General features: G+C 69.0%; 13 protein-coding genes. 6 read left to right on the top strand and 7 right to left on the bottom strand.

Going from position 1 to position 18,704, the window contains the following annotated elements; genetic code table 11:
* Nucleotides 1-68 precede the first annotated feature (68 nt).
* Genes DMH01_RS19235 through DMH01_RS19220 form a run of 4 tightly spaced genes read right to left on the bottom strand, consistent with a single transcriptional unit; the run spans nt 69 to nt 3,082 of the window.
* Nucleotides 69-725 carry a response regulator transcription factor gene (locus DMH01_RS19235; protein WP_125678591.1) on the bottom strand — a complete coding sequence of 219 codons (657 nt, stop codon included), beginning with the start codon at nt 723-725 and terminating at the stop codon, nt 69-71.
* Nucleotides 704-1,774 (bottom strand): histidine kinase, encoded by a 1,071-nt coding sequence (locus DMH01_RS19230; RefSeq protein WP_125678590.1) that lies wholly within the window; start codon nt 1,772-1,774, stop codon nt 704-706. The genes DMH01_RS19235 and DMH01_RS19230 overlap by 22 nt, the downstream gene beginning before the upstream one ends.
* Nucleotides 1,767-2,870 (bottom strand): sensor histidine kinase, encoded by a 1,104-nt coding sequence (locus DMH01_RS19225; protein ID WP_125678589.1) that lies wholly within the window; start codon nt 2,868-2,870, stop codon nt 1,767-1,769. Before DMH01_RS19225 ends, DMH01_RS19230 begins: the two co-directional genes overlap by 8 nt.
* 8 nt (nt 2,871-2,878) lie before the next feature.
* A complete protein-coding gene (locus DMH01_RS19220; protein ID WP_125678588.1) occupies nt 2,879-3,082 on the bottom strand; it encodes a hypothetical protein in 204 nt (67 codons plus the stop codon).
* A 126-nt stretch (nt 3,083-3,208) separates the two neighbouring features.
* Between DMH01_RS19220 and DMH01_RS19215 the strand changes: the two genes are divergently transcribed.
* Nucleotides 3,209-4,828 carry a choice-of-anchor A family protein gene (locus DMH01_RS19215; protein ID WP_125678587.1) on the top strand — a complete coding sequence of 540 codons (1,620 nt, stop codon included), beginning with the start codon at nt 3,209-3,211 and terminating at the stop codon, nt 4,826-4,828.
* A gap of 317 nt (nt 4,829-5,145) precedes the next feature.
* Here the strand turns inward: DMH01_RS19215 and DMH01_RS19210 are convergent, their stop codons facing one another.
* Nucleotides 5,146-6,024, bottom strand: a complete 879-nt coding sequence (locus DMH01_RS19210; protein WP_125678586.1) for a DUF2268 domain-containing protein — start codon at nt 6,022-6,024, stop codon at nt 5,146-5,148.
* A gap of 603 nt (nt 6,025-6,627) precedes the next feature.
* On the opposite strand from DMH01_RS19210, the gene DMH01_RS19205 reads away from it, so the two are divergent.
* Nucleotides 6,628-7,410 (top strand): hypothetical protein, encoded by a 783-nt coding sequence (locus tag DMH01_RS19205; protein ID WP_233621590.1) that lies wholly within the window; start codon nt 6,628-6,630, stop codon nt 7,408-7,410.
* A gap of 2 nt (nt 7,411-7,412) precedes the next feature.
* On the opposite strand, the gene DMH01_RS19200 is transcribed toward DMH01_RS19205, so the two are convergent.
* Both DMH01_RS19200 and DMH01_RS19195 read right to left on the bottom strand, forming a co-directional pair.
* The gene (locus tag DMH01_RS19200) at nt 7,413-9,686 is read right to left on the bottom strand and encodes an ATP-binding protein (RefSeq protein WP_125678583.1); all 2,274 of its coding nucleotides are present in this window, start codon (nt 9,684-9,686) and stop codon (nt 7,413-7,415) included.
* A 111-nt stretch (nt 9,687-9,797) separates the two neighbouring features.
* Complete coding sequence (locus DMH01_RS19195) at nt 9,798-10,028, bottom strand: hypothetical protein (protein ID WP_125678581.1); 231 nt, start codon at nt 10,026-10,028, stop codon at nt 9,798-9,800.
* On the opposite strand from DMH01_RS19195, the gene DMH01_RS19190 reads away from it, so the two are divergent.
* Genes DMH01_RS19190 through DMH01_RS19175 form a run of 4 tightly spaced genes read left to right on the top strand, consistent with a single transcriptional unit; the run spans nt 10,027 to nt 18,682 of the window.
* Nucleotides 10,027-10,311, top strand: coding sequence for a hypothetical protein (locus tag DMH01_RS19190; protein ID WP_125678579.1), 285 nt, complete (start codon nt 10,027-10,029; stop codon nt 10,309-10,311). The two genes, DMH01_RS19195 and DMH01_RS19190, sit on opposite strands and share 2 nt — an antisense overlap.
* Entirely contained in the window at nt 10,311-12,890 is a 2,580-nt protein-coding gene (locus tag DMH01_RS19185; RefSeq protein ID WP_125678578.1) for a hypothetical protein, read from the top strand. The genes DMH01_RS19190 and DMH01_RS19185 overlap by 1 nt, the downstream gene beginning before the upstream one ends.
* 16 nt (nt 12,891-12,906) lie before the next feature.
* Entirely contained in the window at nt 12,907-16,209 is a 3,303-nt protein-coding gene (locus DMH01_RS19180) for a tubulin-like doman-containing protein (protein ID WP_125678576.1), read from the top strand.
* A gap of 4 nt (nt 16,210-16,213) precedes the next feature.
* The gene (locus tag DMH01_RS19175) at nt 16,214-18,682 is read left to right on the top strand and encodes a hypothetical protein (RefSeq protein ID WP_125678574.1); all 2,469 of its coding nucleotides are present in this window, start codon (nt 16,214-16,216) and stop codon (nt 18,680-18,682) included.
* The last annotated feature ends 22 nt before the right edge of the window (nt 18,683-18,704 follow it).

Genomic DNA, 18,704 nt, shown 5'->3' with positions numbered 1-18,704 from the left:
GGCGTGCTCGTCACGCACCGTAGCCGCAACCGGAGGCCGCGACTGTGGGCCGTTCACACCACACCTGATCACAAATCGCTTACGCCGATCAGCCCGTCTTGGATCGCCCGCGCGACGAGCGCGGCCTTGGTCGGGGCCTCCCTGCCGATCTGGGCGTACTTGACCCTGATCCGCTCGAGATGCGAGTTGACCGTGTTCGGCGAGATCCCCAGCCGATGGGCGACGAAGTCCTTCGACTCGGACTGGAACCACTCGATGAGCACTTCCGTCTCGCGCGCGGAAAGGGCGGGACGCCGCTCCGAACGGTCCCCGGCCATCGCGCCCGCCAGCGACGGCGGCGTGTACGACCGGTCGGCCGCCGCCGCGCGCACGGCTTCCAGGATGTGTTCCGCGCCTTCGGACTTGGTGATGTAGCTGAGCGCGCCGAGTTCGAGACACTGCAGGACCGTCTCGTCGTCGGACCGCATCGAGTAGACGACGACACGGCGGCCCGCCTCGGTGAGCCGCCGCAGATCGCCCATCGCCGGGGTGGTGCTGTTCAGGTGCAGGTCGAGGATGACGACGTCGGCCCGGGCGCCCTCGCCGATCCACGCGGCCCGCACGTCTTCGCCCTCGGCCACGACGGTGACCGGCGGTGTGCCCGACGACAGCCAGTGCACGACCCCGGCCCGTACGGCCGGATGATCGTCGACGACCACCGCGGTCAGTTCGGTCGCGAACGCCATTTCGCCTCCATCCACGATCGTTCTCCCAGTGCGTGCCATTCGACGTCGACGACGCCCGATCCGTTCGCCGTCCGCCCGGGTTCACCGTCCGTGATCGCCGCGACGCGGATCTCGTCGTCGGCGCGCAGGACACTGACCCTGGCCTGGGTCCGGGCGGCGGCCAGCGCGGTCATCAGCGGACCGGTCAGTTCGCGGCGGACGGCGGTGGGGACGGGCGCCGCTTCGCCGCTGACCGCCAGTGTCACGGTCAAGCCCCGCCGCTCGGCGAGATCGACGCAGGCCGAGACCTCGTGCAGCAGCGGGTCGGGGACGTCGTCGTTCTCCGCGAACAGCCGCCGCAGTTGCGTGGCGGCGAGCGCGCAGCGCTGCCGGACCGCGTCGTCACGCGGGTCCAGGGTGTGGTCGGCCAGCCCGGCCAGCAGCGGCAGGGTGGCGCCGAGCTGCCCGGCGAACCGGCTCCGCTGGTCGGCCTCCCGTTCCTCCGCGAGCGCTTTGCGGTGGGCCTGCCGGTCGCGTTCGGCCGAAGCCTCCGCGGCTTCGCCCGCCCGCCGGTTGACGACCCTGATCAGCGCCAGCGTCGCGGCCTGGAAGGTGAGCACGCTGAGCCCGGCGATCACCACGCTGCCGATCTCGCCGCGATCGGTGGGCGCGGCGCCGATCTGCCGGACGAAGGTGAGCGTCATCTGGAGGACGAGCGCGGCCATCGCGACCGCGGGGCGGTCCAGCAGCAGCACCAGCAGATGCCACCCCGCGAGGCCGGACGCCCAGTCCTCGTCGCCGAGGAGCCGGTCCGCGGGCAGGCTCCAGATGGCGACCGCGGAGGCGGCGAGGACCACGATCGCTCCCGCGAGCGCGACCGGCCAGGGGACCGGCTTCCAGCGCAGCACCCACCACGCCGCGACGACGAGCACGACGGCGAGCGCGGCGAACGCGATCCGGCCAGGGGTGCCGTCCAGCCGGGTCAGGCTGAGCCCGAGCTGGATCGCCGCCGTCGCGAGCAGTACCGCGATCCGGCAGCCGCCGAGCACCCGGTCCGCGGTCTCATTCATGCGGCCACACCAGGTCCACCGTGGTCCCCGCGCCGGGTGCGGAGGTCACCTCGGCCCGGCCGCCCGCCGCGGCCATGCGTTCGACGAGCGAGCCCCGGACACCACGCCGCTGGGCCGGGGTCTTCGCCGGGTCGAAACCGCGGCCTTCGTCCCGGATGGTCACGCGCACCCCGTCTTCCACCGTGAGTCGGGCCTCGCCGACGCCGGCGTGGCGGTCGACGTTCACCAGCGCCTCGCGTACGGCACGGACCATCGCGAGCGCCGCCGACGCCGGGATCGGCGCGATCGGCGACCAGCGCGCCTCGACCTTCACCGGGCTTTGCGCGAGCACGCCGCGCAACGAGGTCTCGAGGTCGACGACGCTGCCGGGGCCGGATTCGCCGGTGAGGATCGCGAGATCGCGGCGGGCGTATCCGGCGACTTCGGACGGCTCCGTCGTTTCGCCGCGCTGGGCGACCGTGAGAAAGGTGGCCGCGGCCGTGTCGTGCAGGACGGCCAGATACTCGCGTTCCCGCAGCCGTCGTTGCACGGCAAGGGATTCCTCCCGGGTCAGCCGGGCCTGGCGCTCTCGCAGATCGTCGATCCGGCGCGTCGTGTGCGACAGCAGGAGGAAGGCGACCCTGGCGAGGGTGGCCTCGATCAGCACTCGCACGACCACCGACAAACCGTCCTCGAAGCCGAGCGGCACCACTTCGATCGCCAGCAGGCAGGCGATGGCGGGCACGGTGACCTTCGGCGGCCATTCCCATTGGAGGGTGATCGCGGTGATGGTGAGGACGTTGAGCGCCCACTGGTTCAGCTCGGCGGCTTCGGGCGCGGTCAGGAACTGGGTGCCGCAGATCGCCGCCGCGCGCACCAGCGTCAGCGCGAAGGCCACCGGCCTGCCCCGGCCCGTCTTTCCGATGAGATGCTCGGCCACGGCGGTGACCAAGGCCAGCGCGAGCAGGCCGAAGGCGAGCGGGAGTGCCCCGGACGGCGTCGCGAGCACTCCGAAAACGCTGATCACCAGCAGTCCGGCGCCCCTGGCCGGGCCGGCGAACCGGCCGACCACCCGTGAGAACTCCGCTTCGACGGAGGTCTCACGATCGGACGGCACGGCAGCAGTCAAGCAGATGCTTCAATCGTGCGCAGGTCCAGTACCCGCCAGGTCAGGGATTCGTTCCCGCCCTCCGACCACCAGACGAACGACCCTCGCGAAAGGACGGTGCCGAACCCCGCCGTCAGGTCGGCCATCGGGGCGACCGCTCGTCCTGTATGGACGATCGCGAGGCCGGAGGCACGCACCGGGGCAGGTACTTCGTGTTCCACCTGGAATTCCCTTGTCTGGACAACGCTGGACGGCCACGAATGGGGTGGGTGACCCGCCTCGCCCGGTCGGGGGTATTTCCGCATTCCGATTGTGTTCGGACGGTCTCCGGGCACAAGAATCGCCGCATGCGTGCAAGGCGGTTCGCCTCTCTTTCTGCCGGTGCAGCGGCCGCGGTGTGCGTCGCGGCGCTCGTGGTCACCGACGGCGCGGTCGCCGCCCCTCTGCCGGGCGGCCTGGGACCGTGCGTCGGGCCGGCCTGTCCCGATGTGTACCCACCGGTGAACAACAAGGACTACGCGGGCCGGGACAACGGCATCAACGTCTACGTCGGCGGCGAGTTCCAGGTACGGGAAGCCGCCGCGGAAGCCGAAGGGCGGGTCGTCGTCCTCGGTGATTTCGACATGGCGAAACGAGCGGGCGCGTCCTCCATCTACAACGTCGGCGTCGCCGGTGTCGGATCGCGCGTCCCACCACCGGACGGCGCCGACTTCCTGACCACCGGCGGGAACGTCAGTGTCGCGGCGGACCAGCGGCTGCTCGCCGAAGGCGGCGTCGTCCGGCACGCGGGAACCGTCACCGGGACGGTGATCGGCACGCTCGAAAAGGACCCCGACGCGGCGAAACCCTATCTGGGCCTGCGCGACGATCTTCGGGTGGCGAGCAAGTGCTACGCACGGGAAGGCACCACGCCGCGCCCGGCCACGGGCACGGCGGTCAACCAGGGATACCGCACCCTGTTCACCGGGGACGGGAAATCCGCGCTGCAGGTGTTCACCGTGGACTTCGACCTGACCGGCCCCACCGGCGGCATGCAGGGGATCGAATTCGAAGGCATCCCGGCGGGGGCGACGATCCTGGTCAACATGGTGGGAGGCGCCCGGACGATCAACACCTACACCGGCGACCTCAACGACCAGGACCCGCTGAACAAGCTGCGCGAGCGGCTGCTGTGGAACTTCCCGGACGCCAGTGCGGTGAAGATCGCCGGAGGCGCCCAGTTCCAGGGGAGTGTGCTGATCGGTGAGCCGGGGAGCACCGCGACCGTCACCGCCTCCGGGATGAACGGCCGCTTCTTCACCACGGGCTCGCTGGTGCACACCTCCGAGGCGACCGGCGGTGGCGGGCAGGAGTTCCACGCCTATCCGTTCAACGGCGACCTGCCCGAATGTCTCGGCACGCCGACCACGACGCCGAGCAGCTCCACGTCTTCGTCCAGCTCCACCACGACGAGCAGTTCTCCGACGAGCAGCAGCTCGACCACCACGAGCAGCACCACGACCAGCAGCTCGACCACGACCAGCGCCACGTCGACCAGTCCGACTTCGGCCACTTCCACGTCGGTCACGTCGACGTCGACGGCGCCCACCTCGACGACGCCGACGTCGACCACGTCGTCGAGTCGGACGAGCACCAGCTCGACGTCGAGCAGTTCCTCCAGCAGCGCGACGTCATCGAGTCCGACGAGCAGCAGCTCCACGCCGTCGTCGAGCTCGAGCAGCACCGTGCCGACCAGCAGCAGGACTTCGACCACGACCACGACCACGACCCCGGGACCCGGGGTCACGGTGACCACCACGCCTGGGCAGCCGGGCGGGACCGCGCCGGGCGGCGGGCCGTCCGACAGCGGCCCCCTGGCCTCGACCGGCAGTGAGGTCAGGGGCCTGCTGGTCGCCGGTCTGTTCCTGCTGCTCGCCGGTGGCGTGCTGGTGGCACTCACGATCCGGTCGCGGCGCCGCGAGTCCTAGACGCTGTCCGGTAAGTTTGCGCCCTTTCTCAAAGTCCACAAAGGACGCTTCTTGGCGACTGAGGGCGTGAGGTAAGGCAAACGTGTCATGTGGGGTGGCAGGCCGTGAAGGCCTCCTTCCCTACCGTCAGGGTAGGCAAGGAGGCCTTCACGGTTTCCTCTCGGGTCGAGCCCTTGGTGGACAGTGGGGTCAGCGGTGGCGTCCCGCACGTGGTCGTGCCGCCGGAGTGTGTCGCGAAAGCCACTTTCGCGACGCCTGATGTCCCGAAAGTGGCTTTCGCGACACCGGGGTGCGGAGACCCGCCAACAGGACGCGGCCTAGCCGAGGGCGGCGTCGATGACGTCGCGGCGGTCCGCCAGCAGGGCCTCCGCGGCGGTCCGGCCCGTCGCGGCCAGATAGGCGTCGACGAGCCGGTTGCCGACCGCGTACCCGGCGCCGGTCGGCAGGCCGACGGGGGTGGCGCCGTAGCGGGCGGCGGTCTCGTCGCCGTGCACCCACGCCGTGAAGTTCCGCATGCCGGTGATCTCCAGTCCGGAGACGACCTTCGCGAACACGGCGTCGTCGTGCAGATGCGGCACACCGATGCGGGCGTAGCCGAGCTCGTCGCCGTACAACTGGCGGGCGAACGCGTCGGCCAGGCCCTCGGACACGATCTGCTCGCCGACGGTGACCGTCGCCGGATCCCAGATCACCCCGCCGGGGCTGTAGCGCAGGTTGTGGTTCAGCTCGTGGACCGCTGTGGCTTCGAGCCGCGCCAGATTCTCCGGATACGGCCAGAAGTTGAGGAGGATGTAGCCGGAGACGCTCCCGTTCGCCGTCATCCCCAGATTCGGGCCCAGGTAGTGCTGGTCGCCGGGGTCACCCAGCACGGTGAGGACGGTGATGTCCGGGACCGTCAGCCCGGGCGTCGCCGCGAGCTGTGTGGCTACGGCGTCGTCGAGCGCCCGCTGGATCCGGTTCCAGGCGTCCGCTTCGTGCAGGGCTTCGAGCGCCTCCAGACAGCGTTCCTCGTCGCGGTCGAGCGGGAATCCGGAACTCATCGCGTGCATCGCGACGAGGTCCACCTCGCCGGGGAAGTAGCGGTACATCCCGGCGGCGGGTTCGACCATCGCCTTCAGCATCGCGGCGCGGTCCGCGCGCGGCGCGCGCAGGATCGCTCGCATCGCGGGGTAGGTGTCGAGAACGGTGATCGTCATGAAAGCGACGGTAAAGGCTCCAGTGGGTGGAGACTCAAGTCGCGATCCACGAATTCCGAGCCGGACGACCCCGGAGGGCATCGGATTGCGTAGCGGATTCCGGTGAGGGTCGACGACCGGAGCCGGTTGGCGTGCCCCCCTCTTGTCCCACGCCAACCGGCCGCGGTCACCGGAATTCACGGCGGTACGATCAGGTGAATCGAGTATTCCGACTCCTTACCGATCGGTCGCCTTTTCCGTTGCCGCTCTTGAATGGTTTCACTCACCGCGGGTTCGCGACAAGCGTTTCCTGTTGCCTGTCAACAGGAAACCGGCCGGCGAGGCTCGGCTCCCGGACCTCCGCCAAGATCGACTGGACAACCGCCTCCTCGACTCGCCAGGATGTGCAGCCACGTGACAGACAGGGGAGGTTCTGTGGACGTCAGCAAAGGCGACCTGATCAGTGAGCTGAAGATATTGCGCAAAGGTCGCGGAGTGGCAATGCCACAGCTGGCCGAGCGGGTTGGCCCCGCTCTCCGTATGGTGTGCGAGCTCGGAAGCGGGGACGCAGTCACCGAAGTCCGGCAAAAGATCTCCGCACGGCTGACGGCACTGAGTGCCCACTTGCCCGACGATCTGCGGACGGTCGTGCTCGCGGCGTTCGGGCTCGCTCCGGACGCGCGGATGCCGTTCTATCAGGACCGGGTGCATTGGGCGGCCACCAGAATCGAGCGTGACGACCGTACGGCGCGTCGGCGGATCGATGAAGGAATAGCGCAGCTCGCGGAATTCGCGATCGGCATGCTGCGGCCGGTTTCCGAGGCGAAACGTGTCGCGTACCAATGGCACACCGAGGAACTGCGGGTCGCGCTCGCGGTCGACAGGCCGGTGCCGGAAGCCTTCGAATTCCGCCGGGTGGTGTCCGATACCGACGCCCTCACCGAACTCGATCTCGCGCTGACCGTGACGGCACCGGATTCGGCCAGGGCGAAGGCGCACAAGGAAGATCTCGACGTCGAGGTCTTCCACGGCGGGATCCTCACCGGCCGGAGGATGGAGTCTTCCGACCGATTCGGGCTGGCGCTCAAACTGCCCAACGTGCTGAACCATGGCGACCGGCATGAGATCGCCTTGCGATTCCGCGCCAGGATCGAGCCGCACTACGTGTGCGTCCCTCGGCATCCCTGCGATCTTTTCGACCTCCACGTGCGGCTCGGCAGCGAGCGGGCACCTCGCGAGGTCGTCCTGTTGAACAAGGCCCTCCAGGACGACGCCCGGGATCCGATCGCCGAAGGCACGAGCATTCCGGTGAACGAAGCGGGCGAGGTCCATGTCCGTTTCGAAAACCTCGATCCGGGGTTCGCCTATGGCGTCAAATGGAATTGGCCGGAGCCGTTGCTCTCCTGATTTCAGGGGAGCCGGTCGACGGTGGTGATGTGCGACAGTACCGGTTTGGGCAGCCGGGTGACCCAGTTCGCCGTCATCGCCTTCGCCGAAAGTTTCGCCACCGATCTCGCCGTGCCGTCGAGGCCGCGTTGGGCGGCCTCGACCAGCGCGACCTCACGGTCCCCGGTCACCCGGCCGGACAACGCCAAGGCGATGGCCAGGTCGAGGTGAGTCTCGATGGTTTCGGGATGACCGACCCCGAGCAGCCGGATCTGGGGTTCCAGTATCGAGTCCAGGATGTCCGCCTGTCGCCCGAATTCTCGGAGCGCGCCGTGCGCCAGCGCCATCCCGTGCCGGGCCCGGCAGCGAAGCGGATGGTCGTTCTCCAGCACACGGGCGATCTTCCGTTCGGTGACGGTCAGTGCGGCGAGCGCGCGTCTCGGTTGTCCGTGCGAGAGCAGCGCGCGGTCCGCACGGACGGCCGCCGCCAGCGTCAGCGGATGGTCGCGACCGTGGTCTTTTTCGTAGCCGGCCTTGACCTCGCGAAGTCTGCTCGCGGACCACTCCCAGGACTGCGCGGCGGGTCTCAGCTCGGACAAGTCGAGTTCGAGTACTGCTTCCGCGTGGACGGCTTGCGCTTCCCGGCACTCCGGATGCCACTCACGCCCCGTCGTCCGGTAGGCGTCGACGACCTCGCCCGCGACGGCTCTGGCTTTCGACGGTCGCCCGGCCAGGTGCAAAGCCCGCGCCCATTCCAGCTTCGCTTTCACCGTGGCTTCCGTGAAATCGCGGCACGGGCCACCCAGTGCCGTCTCGATCAAGGCGGCGGCGTCAGCCGGTTCGCCGCGCAGCCGATACGCGACGGCCGTCGCCAGCACCAAGCGAAAGCCTTCCTCGTCGGCGACGACTTCACCGGCCGAGGGAGCGTGTTCATTCCAGAAACCTTGTTCCGCTTCGGAGTATCTCCCCAGTTCGTCCAACGCCTGTGCGGCGATCAGTTTCGCCCGGAGACGGACTCGTTCATCGGCTTCGGCGAGCGCGGCCGCCCTGCCGGCATGGTTCACCGCTTCGATCTGCAGTCCGCAGCCGAGCTCCACCCGTGCCGCCGCTGCCAAGTCCTCCGGGCTGTCCGGCCGGATAGCCAGTATCCTCGCGCGGATTTCGCCCGCCGCCGGAAGATCACCCAGACGCTCGTGGGCGTCCGCGGTCGGCCTGAGTAACCGGACCCGGTGCGACACGGGCCATTCGGCCACCGCTTCGGCGTGTTGGATCAGGAAGTCCCGGCGATCACCATGATCGTGCTTCAGCCAGTCGAGCACGAACGGTTCCGCCCGGAACGCGAATGTCGCGAGCCGTGCGGGATCCTCGCGAAGTACGGCGAGCGCGATGTCGTGTACTTGCCAGCCTCCGTCGGCCACATCGGTGAAGGGCGGCATGGGTGGTTCGGTCGCCGAGCCGAGCACTTCGGAGATCAACCGCGTCGGCACCGGCACCGGTGCGAGTGCCGCGGCGACGTGAAGGACGGCGAGCGCGGCCGGATCGAGCCGGTCGAGTTCGTCCCGGACGGTCGTCGCGACATCGTGCGGGCGACCGTCCAGCGCTTTCACTTCGAGCCCGTCGGCGATCGCCCTCGCCGCGCTGTGGAGAACGCCGGGGCGGCCGGAACAGCGTTCGGCGAACCGGAGCACGGTTTCCCTGTCCTCCCGGTCCACCGGTGCCTTCGCCGCCGAGAACAACTCCAGGCTGTCGTGTGGCGTGAGCCCTTCGAGTTCCATGGACGGTGCCCACCAGGCCCGCTTCTCGGCCCGGCTGGTCAACAAGGTCGCCACCTGTCCCGAGGGGATCGGCAACTGGTCGAGCACGCTCGGCGGCAGGTCCACCGGCAGGTCGTCGATGACCACCAGCGCCCTCGTCACCGACAACCGGTCCGCGGCGACTTGCCGGAGCCTCGTGAACGGAACTCCTCGAACATCGAGGCCGAACTTCTCCGTCACGACGCGTGCCAGGTCGAGGTGGAACCGCGAGAGGAAATCCTCGGGGGGATGCTGTCCGAAGGGGCCCAGCCAGAAAATCCCGCCCGGGTAGGTGTTCCGGCGGAAGCGGGCGTACTCCGCGACGAGGCTGCTCTTGCCGATCCACGGCGCGCCCGTGATCACGAGCACCGCGGGAGACGTGTCGCCGCACAGGATGTCGTGGATCGCCCGCAGTTGCGGACGCCTGCCGACGAAACCGGGGGACCACCGCACCCTCGCGGGCAGGTCGGCGTCGATCGGCGCACCGGGACGGTGTTCGTGCATCAGCGCTCGATTCCTCTGCTTGTGCCTGCTCGTCGACTGGTGCCGCGCTCGGCGCTGCCGGTGGCAGCCATCGAGAACGAATTCCCACCCTGCCCTGTTCGGCCATCGGATTCACCAGAAGCACGGATATTTGTCCAAGTTCTGACCAAACGCGCGGCGCGGCGTCCAGAAATCGGGCCGCCGCGTCACATCGGACAACTTCTGGACAAAGGCTGACCAAACCGTGATGTGGCGTTCGGAGTAATCGACTATGTGGTGGCCCGGCCCGGTGACTGGAAACGGATGGTTGTCCGCGATGAACGATGAATACGCCGACTCATGGCAGGAGAAGAAGCCGCCCATGGCGATTCTGCTGCTGGCCGTGCTTTCGGTGGCAGGCTCGTACATCTTGCTCCTCTTCGGCGATTTCGGCAGCCACCTCTCGGGTTACCTGCTGGGATCGGTGGTCTGCGCCGGACTGATCGCGATATTCATGAAGGTCGACATGAATCGGCGTACCGCACCGGATGTGGTGTACCTGGCGTCCACTTCGGCCAGGTTCGGCTGGTCAACGGTGCTGCTGGGCGGAATTGGCGCTTCCGGGGCACACGCCTGGTCGATCGCCACGGAACTGGCGGTGCGCTGATGTCCCGGTTCACCCGGCTGATCACGGTGGTGCTGGTCGTCGTCCTGACGAGCTTCTCACCGGTGGGCGGTGCCTCCGCGCAGAACGGTCCGGCGACCGCGTACAGCGAGGTCGCCTCGTGTTTCACCGCACGGGGAAAACTCGCCGTACTGGCCTTGGTCGACGAATCCAAAAGCCTCAAGAGCACGGACGCCGACGCGAATCGGGTCGACGCGCTGGTGAGCATGCTGCGGACGCTTTCGAGGTACGGCTCGACCGGTGAAGCGACGCCGAAGAAATCGATAGAAGTGCAGCTCGCGGGATTCGGCACCTCGTTCGCGGCCGGTCCGTGGCGTGAGCTGAACCCTTCGACGATCGGTGAGCTCGAGGGCCAGGCCAAAGGGTTCGCCGAACGCGACAAAGCCAACGACACCGACTTCGCCACGGCGCTGCTCGGCGCGCAGAACGAGTTCGTCCGCAAGGACGCCGCGAGCGGGGCACAGCCGCCCTGCCGTCTTCTCCTGTTGTTCACCGACGGGATGTACGAGCTGACCACGAAAAACCTCGATCGGCCCTACAGTCGCGGCGCGAGCCGCACCGACCTCGACACGATCATCGCTCGTGGCAAGGACTTCCTCTGTGGGCCTGGTCAGCTGACCGATCAGCTTCGTGCGGCGGGCACGGCCATCGTCGCGCTCGGGCTGGCGACCCGCGAGCAAGGGTTCCTGCAGTCCATCGCCGAACGGGACGCGCCGGGAACCCGCTGCGGGGAGTCGAACAGCCCGCCCGGCGACTACGTGGCCGTCGGCGGCCTCGAGGAGTTGCGCAGCGCGTTCGACTCGGCGATCGCACAGGCGCTCGGAGGCACTCCGGTCCCGCCGCCACATCCGGTCACCGTGTGCGCGCTCGCGTCCCCCGCGGACGAACGCTGTGCTCAGCGCTTCACCCTCGATCAGTCCCTACGCGAATTCCACCTGCTGCTCAAACTCGGCGGCCCCGGGATCGCGGTGGATCTGACCCCGCCCGCCGGGAACACCGTCCGGCTGACCGCCGATCAGCGAAGCCCGCTCACCATCGGAGGCGCCGAACTCACCGTATCCGCGCTGACGGCGGCGGATCTGGTCGTCGACGGGCGGCTGCCCGCGGCGGCACCGGCCTGGGCGGGCACCTGGACCGTCCGGTTCGTCGACACCGGCGGAACCAATCCGGCGGCGATCGCGCAGTCACAGCTCACCGTGTTCGGCGGCCTGGTCCCCGTGATCGAACCGGAGGCGCCCGAGTTCCAGGCGGGGAAGCGCACCGATTTCCGGATCCGGGTGACCGACACGGCGGGATCGCCGCGCACTCCGGCCGATTTCGTGCGCTCCGCCAAGATCTCCGCGACGTTGACCGATCCGCAGGGCAAGTCGGCGGACATTCCGGTGACCCCCGGAGCCGCGGGTGCGTACACCGCGGGGTTCGCGATGCCCGACACCACGGTCTCCTCGGTCGCCACGTTGAAGGTGACCCTCGACGTGGTGACTGCGTCCGGTCTGCGGTTGCAACCGCGCGCGGTGACGCGGCAGGTGACGGTGAAACCTCCGTCGGCCTATCCCACCGTCACCGGCGCACTGGAGCTGCCGCCGATCCTCGACAGCGGTACGACGACCGGCTCACTGACCATCACCGGCGGACGTGGCGGCAACGGCTGTGTCTGGTTCACGCCGAGGTTCACGCGGACCCCGCCGAACAGCGGGGCGATGACCACCACGTTCACTCCCGACGCCACCGATCCGCAGCGCTGTGTGCGCGTCGGACCGGGGCAGAACGCGCAGATCTCCGTCGAGGTCTCGCCGGAAAACGTGCGCAGTGGGGTAGCGCAGGGTGAGTTCACCGCGACGCTCACCGCGGACGGCGAATCCCCCCGCGAACAGACCGTCCCGGTGCGGTTCCAGATGGACCGTGCGCCGGACGCCGTCACGCAGTGGGCGTTGTTCCTCCTGATCGTCGTGGGTGGGGTGCTCCTGCCCTTCGTGCTGCTCTGGCTGCTGAATCGGTGGGCCGCGCGGTACCTCGATCCGGGGCAGATCCGCCACGCCGAATGCGAGGTGGAGGTCACCAGCATCGACGTCCGTGACGCCGCGACGGCGAGACCACTCCGCGAGGTGCTGGACGTGGAGTCGTTCAGCTACCTCGACGGTGCTCCCAGCGAGAAATGCAAAGGCTTCGCTTCCGGCGTCCTGAGTTTCGGACGCCGGATCCCGGTGCTGCCGTGGACCCTGCCCTACGGAACCGTCCGCGCCGGCGGTGCCGCCGTCCTCACCGCCGCGGGCGGACGGCGGAAGAAGGCCGACTGGGGCCGGGTCGGTTTCGACCTCGGTCAGACCTGGGTGCTCGTCGTCGACCAGGTGCCTCCCGAGACCCAAGGCCCGCTCCGCGCGACCTTGCACCTTTTCGTGACCGATTTCCACATCGGGGCGAAGCTCGCGCGGTTGCTGGAAGCCGTCGAAACGGAAGTGCCCGCCGAGGTCCGTAATTCGGCCGACCGGATCAAGCCAACGGAGACCGGTCCGGTGCCGGCCTCGGCGCCGGAGCCCGAACCGTTCATCCCGCCCCAGTGATTTCTAGGAGAACCTGATGTTGCAGAAGTTCCTCGTCGTCGGCGTCGGCGGATCGGGCGGGGTGACGCTGCGGATGCTGCGAGCCAGACTGCTCGAGTATCTCGCGGAACGCGGTCACGACGGAGGTATGCCCGCCGCGTGGCAGCTCGTCCACATCGACGTGCCGCTCGAACAGGACCGCAGGCCGGAACGGATCCCGTTGCTGCCGCCCAGCGACTACGTCGGGCTGGCGGTCGAGGGACTGACCTACCGGGACGTCGACGAAATGCTGTGTGCGCGCGGCGATTCCGTGGTCCGGCACACCGCGGGCTGGCGGCCGGATCCCGACGAGTGCAACGTCGCGCCGGAGTCCGGCGGGGGCCGGTTCCGCGCGGTGGGGCGCGTCATCCTCGGCGCGCGGATGGCCGCGGCACACGAACGGCTTCGCACCGCGGTCAACGCCCTCCACAGTGAACAGGCGAACGAAGAGTTCAGCGAGGTGTGCCGTCGGCTGACCGGCGACGGTGTGCCCAGTCAGAACCCGACGCAGGTCGTGGTGGTCACGTCCCTCGCGGGCGGCTCGGGCTCCGGCCTGTTCCTCGACGTCTGCGACATGCTGGGGCAGCTCGAACCGAGTGTGCGGGGCCGCCTGGTCTCGGTGATGTACACGCCGGAGGTCTTCGACGAACTGTCGCCCGCGGACCGCGCCGGGATCAACCCCAACGCGCTGGCGACCGTCTGCGAACTGCTCAACGGCCGGTGGAACGGGGAGGCGTCGTCGCAGGACGAGTTCTCGTTCCTGCGCGCGGCGGGCGCGGCCGCGGTCGACCGGATCACCACGCGCGGACCGCGGATCCCTTACCTGATCGGCCGTACCAACGGCCAGGTGAACTACTCCGACCAGGGCGAGGTGTACGAGGCGGTGGCCCGCGGGATGACCGTGTGGGCCACCAGCCCCGAGATCCAGTCGAGGTTCTCCAGCTACGAGATCGGGAACTGGGCGTCGCGCGCCAACGGGCCGGATCGGACGGGACTGACCGGGGACAAAACCGAAATCCCGCTCAGCTCCTTCGGCTGCGCGTCGGTCGGCATCGGGCTGGACCGCTTCGCCGGGTACAGCACCGATCGGCTGACCAGGGAGGCCATCGAACACGTGCTCTCCGGTCATTGGCGTGTCACCGACGAAAAGGTGATCAATGAGGAGAAAGCCCGGCAAGACCGGGTGGAGGTGTCGGTCCGGGGCTTCCTTTCCGGTTGCGGCCTCGATGAACAAGGACCGCACCGCAACGACATCCTCGACGCGATCCGGGGCGGCCTGAGCAGTGACCAGGCCCGCGACGACGTCCGCGCGCGGATCAGGCCGAAGCTGCTCGACAAGGTGCGCGCGCAATGGCCGCCGAAGGCCGACGCGCGGCTGGTGGCCAAGCGGGTCACCGAGCGTATGACCGAACAGTGGACGGCGGAGTTCGCCGCTTGCGAAGCGCGCTACTTCGAGGCGACGACCGCCTGGATCCGCGATCTGCAGAAGATCGTCCAAGCGCGGACCGCGGAACTGCTCGCGGCCGAAGGCGGTCCGGTGGTGGTCGACGTGCTCAGGCAGGTCAAGACCGAGCTCACCGAAGTCGTCGTCAAAGAGCTGGTCGACGAGTTGAACAGCCAGAAACGCATGGTCTCCGAGATGAACAGCCGGGTCAGCGCGGCGCTCGCCGGCACGACGACACTGCCCGCCGACCACCCCAAGGTGACACTGGCGGTCGACGCGGCGATCGACTGCTTCCACAACTGGACCGAAGTGCTGGTGCACGAACTGGCGATCGAGCTCATCCGCGACATCGGGGACAACCTGCTCGATCCGCTCCGGACGGCGCTCGTCGGCGGCCTCGACGGGTTGCAGGCGGATCGCGCGGGTTCGTCGGTCCAGCCGTCGCCCGTGCCGGGCTGGCCGGTCGAGGACGCGCCGGTCCCCGGCTCGTACTACCCGGCGGGCAACGAGCTCGTGCTGGAGCGGGTGGGTTCGTACCCCGAGGAATTCACCCGGCTGTTGCGTGCGCAGTCGAACGAGGAGAACGACGGCAACGCGCTCGTCCGGGCGCGCGGTGCGGTGATCGCCGGGCAGGATCAACGAGCCATCGAAACGACGAAGCGCTGGGTGCCTCGCGACGCGCGGTTGCGGCAGGCGCAGAGCCCGTCCGCCGCCAAGTTCAAGACCGGGCTGGGCCTGCCCGCGCTGCGGGACCGGGCACGCGACTGGATCCGGCGTCCGGACACCCCGATGGCCCGGTATCTCGGCCAGACCCTCGGCACGTATCTGGCCGAGCGGAGCGACCGTCGCCAGGAGCACGAGCTCCGGCTCGAGCACTTCCGGAATCTGCTGGCACAGGCGGTGAAACTGTCGCGTCCGCTGATCGCGATCGACGCGCCTGCCCTGATGCGGGTGCACCAGCGGTCCGTCGGCTACCGCGAGGTGATGACACCGCTGCCGTTCCCGAACGGCCATCCGGGGCAGGAGGCCGCACGAAAGGTCTTCGCCTCGCACAGTGACGCCGACTTCGGGCAGCTGCTCGGGACGCGGGACACCGAGCGGATCGACATCTTCACCTTCCTCGACGCGCCGGTCCAGCCCGCGGTGATCTCCTCGCTCACGCGACCGATAGCCGCGCAGTGGCAGCAGGAGAAGAACCAGCCGAACATGGGGGGCTTCTGGACCTGGCGCCGGGCGAGGGGGCTGCCGTGGTTCGTGCCGTGTCCTCCCGCCGTCCGCCGCGCCATCGTGCGGGGCTGGTTCCTGGCGCGTTTCCTGAACCAGATCAAGTGCGAGGGCGGAGACCTGCGCACCGTACCCACCGCGGTGTGGACCTCGGACGGCTACGCGAACTTCCCCTTCCCGTTGCTGGGCAAGAAGATCCGCAAGTTGAACGAGTGGCTGCCCGCGGTGCTCGAATCCGTGGCGCTCACCGTCGTGGGGGTCGCCGATTCCGCGCCGTACGAACGGTTGATCCAGCTCGGCGAGTCGCTGGAGCGCCAGGACGAACTCAGTGACCGGGGTGAGCTCGCGCGCTGGCTGGCGGACGGGCTCACCGGCGCGGGCGCGCCCACACCCGAACCGGAGGTCGCGGGAACCAGGCACGACTCACCGGAGGATCGGGTGAAGTTCGCGCTCCAGTACGTGCAGAAGTACCAGGACCACTACGACGAGTTCCGCGAACTCCCGCTGAACGCCGCGTCGGCCCTCGGGGTCTCGCGCGCGTGGGAGATCCGGGAAGACATCTGGAGTGCGCTCACGACCTTCCACGATGCCGTGGTCAACGGTGAAACCATCGATCCGTCCGATGTGGGGTGAGCCGGTGCGGACCATCGCCGTCGTCATCGGAGCGGAGGAAGCCAGGGATGTGCTGCTGAGCTGGGCAGCGGCAGGTCTCGTCCGGCCGTTTCTGTGGTGGGAAGAGGAAAAGGAGGGCAGGCATTGGGTGCGCCGCAGTGACCAGGACACCGAACCGGTCCCGCTGCTCGACGCGCTGGCGGCGGTCAAATACGACCGGGTGCGCTTGCTCTGCCTGCAGACCTTGACCGGAAACGAAAGCGACTCCACATCGGTCGCGCTTTCCTTGCGGATCAAGGGACTCATCGAGCGCCATCTCGGCCACGGCCAGCGACTGTCCACAGTGGGCGTTCTGGTGCCGACGACAGGCGCGGCGAAGGTGCCCAGATCGGTGCTTTCCAACCGATGGGACACCACCGCGGTCGTGGTGGACCAGGACGGTGTGGATCCTCTTCACACCAGCCGCGAAATCCATGCCGCCGAGGATCTGGCGGCCCACGCCGCCCTCGCCGTCGCCACGATCGGGGGCATCTGGCCGGGTATGGACGGTGCCCCGTTCGACGACGACGTGGCGGGTGCGGGGCACCAGGAACCACGGGTTCGGCTGGTGCGCACCCACGCACGGGCACTACGCGGCGACGGTATCGCCGCGGAACTCGTGCGTGCGATTCTGTCCCATCGCCGTGATCCGGAATGGGTGGCGCTCCGCGCGAACGCCGTGCCCGCCGCGGATCCGGACGGAATCGTCGAGCGTGCCACTGTCGAGTTCCTGGCCGGACCGGGTGTCCGGGTACGCCGTGCGCCGTATGCCGGCCGAAGCCGGCGGCTTCTGCGGATCACGCCGGGCCAGGTGCTTCGGCTGCTGGGGCTGTTCGTCCTCGGCCGGTTCCCCGAACTGCGCGAAGAACTCGGCTCGGTGGTCACCGACGGGGCCCATGACCGGGTCGAGCGGTTCGCTCAGCGGCTCCGGGTGGAACCGGAGACCGGTGCGGTGGTGGGACTCGACGACCGGGACCTGGACACGGGGAAGCTGCCCGATCTGGAGATCACCAAGGGCACCGTGGATCTGGCGCGGGCGTTGCTCGCCGACGTCGCGAGGCATGCCAGGCCAGGCGGATTCATCGACGAGTGGACGCGCTTGCGGCAGCTCGCCTTCGGCCTGGCCGACGCGGGACGACTCCCCGACGGCTGCGCGGAACCGCTGTCCGGCGCACGGCGCGAGGTTCTCGGCCCGGCATCGATCAGCCCGGCGCCGCCTGCCTCGGAGAAGGCGCTACGTGAATGGCAGGCCGAGCGGCCCGGTTCGCTGCTGTCCGGGATCGGCGTCCGTCTGCTCGACGACGCGAACGCCGCGAAGAACGCCTTCTTGGCCGCGTTGAAGCGCTTGCGTGCGGCACCGCCCGCGTTGTCCGCGAGTTTCACGCTGACGACGCGGCTGTGGTGGGCCTGGCTCGTGATCTGCGTGCTGGCCTTGACCGGGTCCGTCGGCGGCCTGATCGCAGGCTTCGCCGAAAGGCTCGACTGGTCTGACGCCGCGCTACTCGCCGGCTGCTCCGTTGGGGGCTTCGTCGTTTGTTCGGTATTCGTCATGACCTACGGGCTCCGTCTGTGGCTGTCCGACGCGCGCGGGTTCATCCGGCTCACGACCGAATACGAGGAAGCTCACCGCGCGGCCGAACACGAGGCCGCGGAACTGATCCGGCTCACGACCGCCTGTGGTGAATACCAGGAGGTGGCCATGACCATCGCGATGTTCACGCACTCCGGCTGCGACGGTGCGGCGGCACCCACGGGGGCGCCCGTCGACCTCGCGGCGCTGCCCCGGCCGTGGGCGTTCGGGGTGGCGACGGCCGAGATCGCCCCGCCGACGCTGGCACGGCTCACGGCGATCGTCGGCGGCCGGGTGTTCACCGGCGGCTGGCTCTCCGGCCTGCACGCCGAAACCGTCGCGAAATCGATGTCCGCGCTCAAATTCGACCGGGGCCTCGCGAAAGCGGATCCCCGGCCGGATCCGGACACCGAGCCCGCCGCCCGCCGGGCACTGTGGGCGGACCTGCGCAAGGGCGTGGCGGAGGAGACCCTCGTCGAGGAGATCCGCGCACACGTCGTCGAAGAGCTTCCCGGCCAACGGCTCGAAGAGCTGTTCCCGACCGTCTCGCCGGTCGGCGGCGAACCGACGTCGGCCGTCGCCTTCTTCACCGGTCTTCGGGCGACGGGCGAAGGGACGTTCAACAGCCGGTACTGGAACGCGGGGTCCGGCTACCGCGCCGTCACGAACGCGACGCGGGTCTGGTTGCCGGAAGCGCTGGGCCCGGACCACACGGACATCTCCACGCCGATCGGCTCACCGGATCTGGCCGAGGAGCCCGTCACCGCGCATTCCGCGCGACTCGACGCGACCCCGCCGATCGTCTGGTCCGACCTGGCCCTGTTCGCCCGCGAGCCACTCGCCGAGGAATCGCCCGTCACCGAGATCGTCGGCGACGTCGGCTGATCCGGACACCAAGGAGCATGTG

Origin of the sequence: Amycolatopsis sp. WAC 04182, assembly GCF_003947465.1 — a bacterium.
Taxonomy (GTDB): Bacteria; Actinomycetota; Actinomycetes; order Mycobacteriales; family Pseudonocardiaceae; genus Amycolatopsis.
This window is presented reverse-complemented; position numbering and strand designations above follow the sequence as displayed.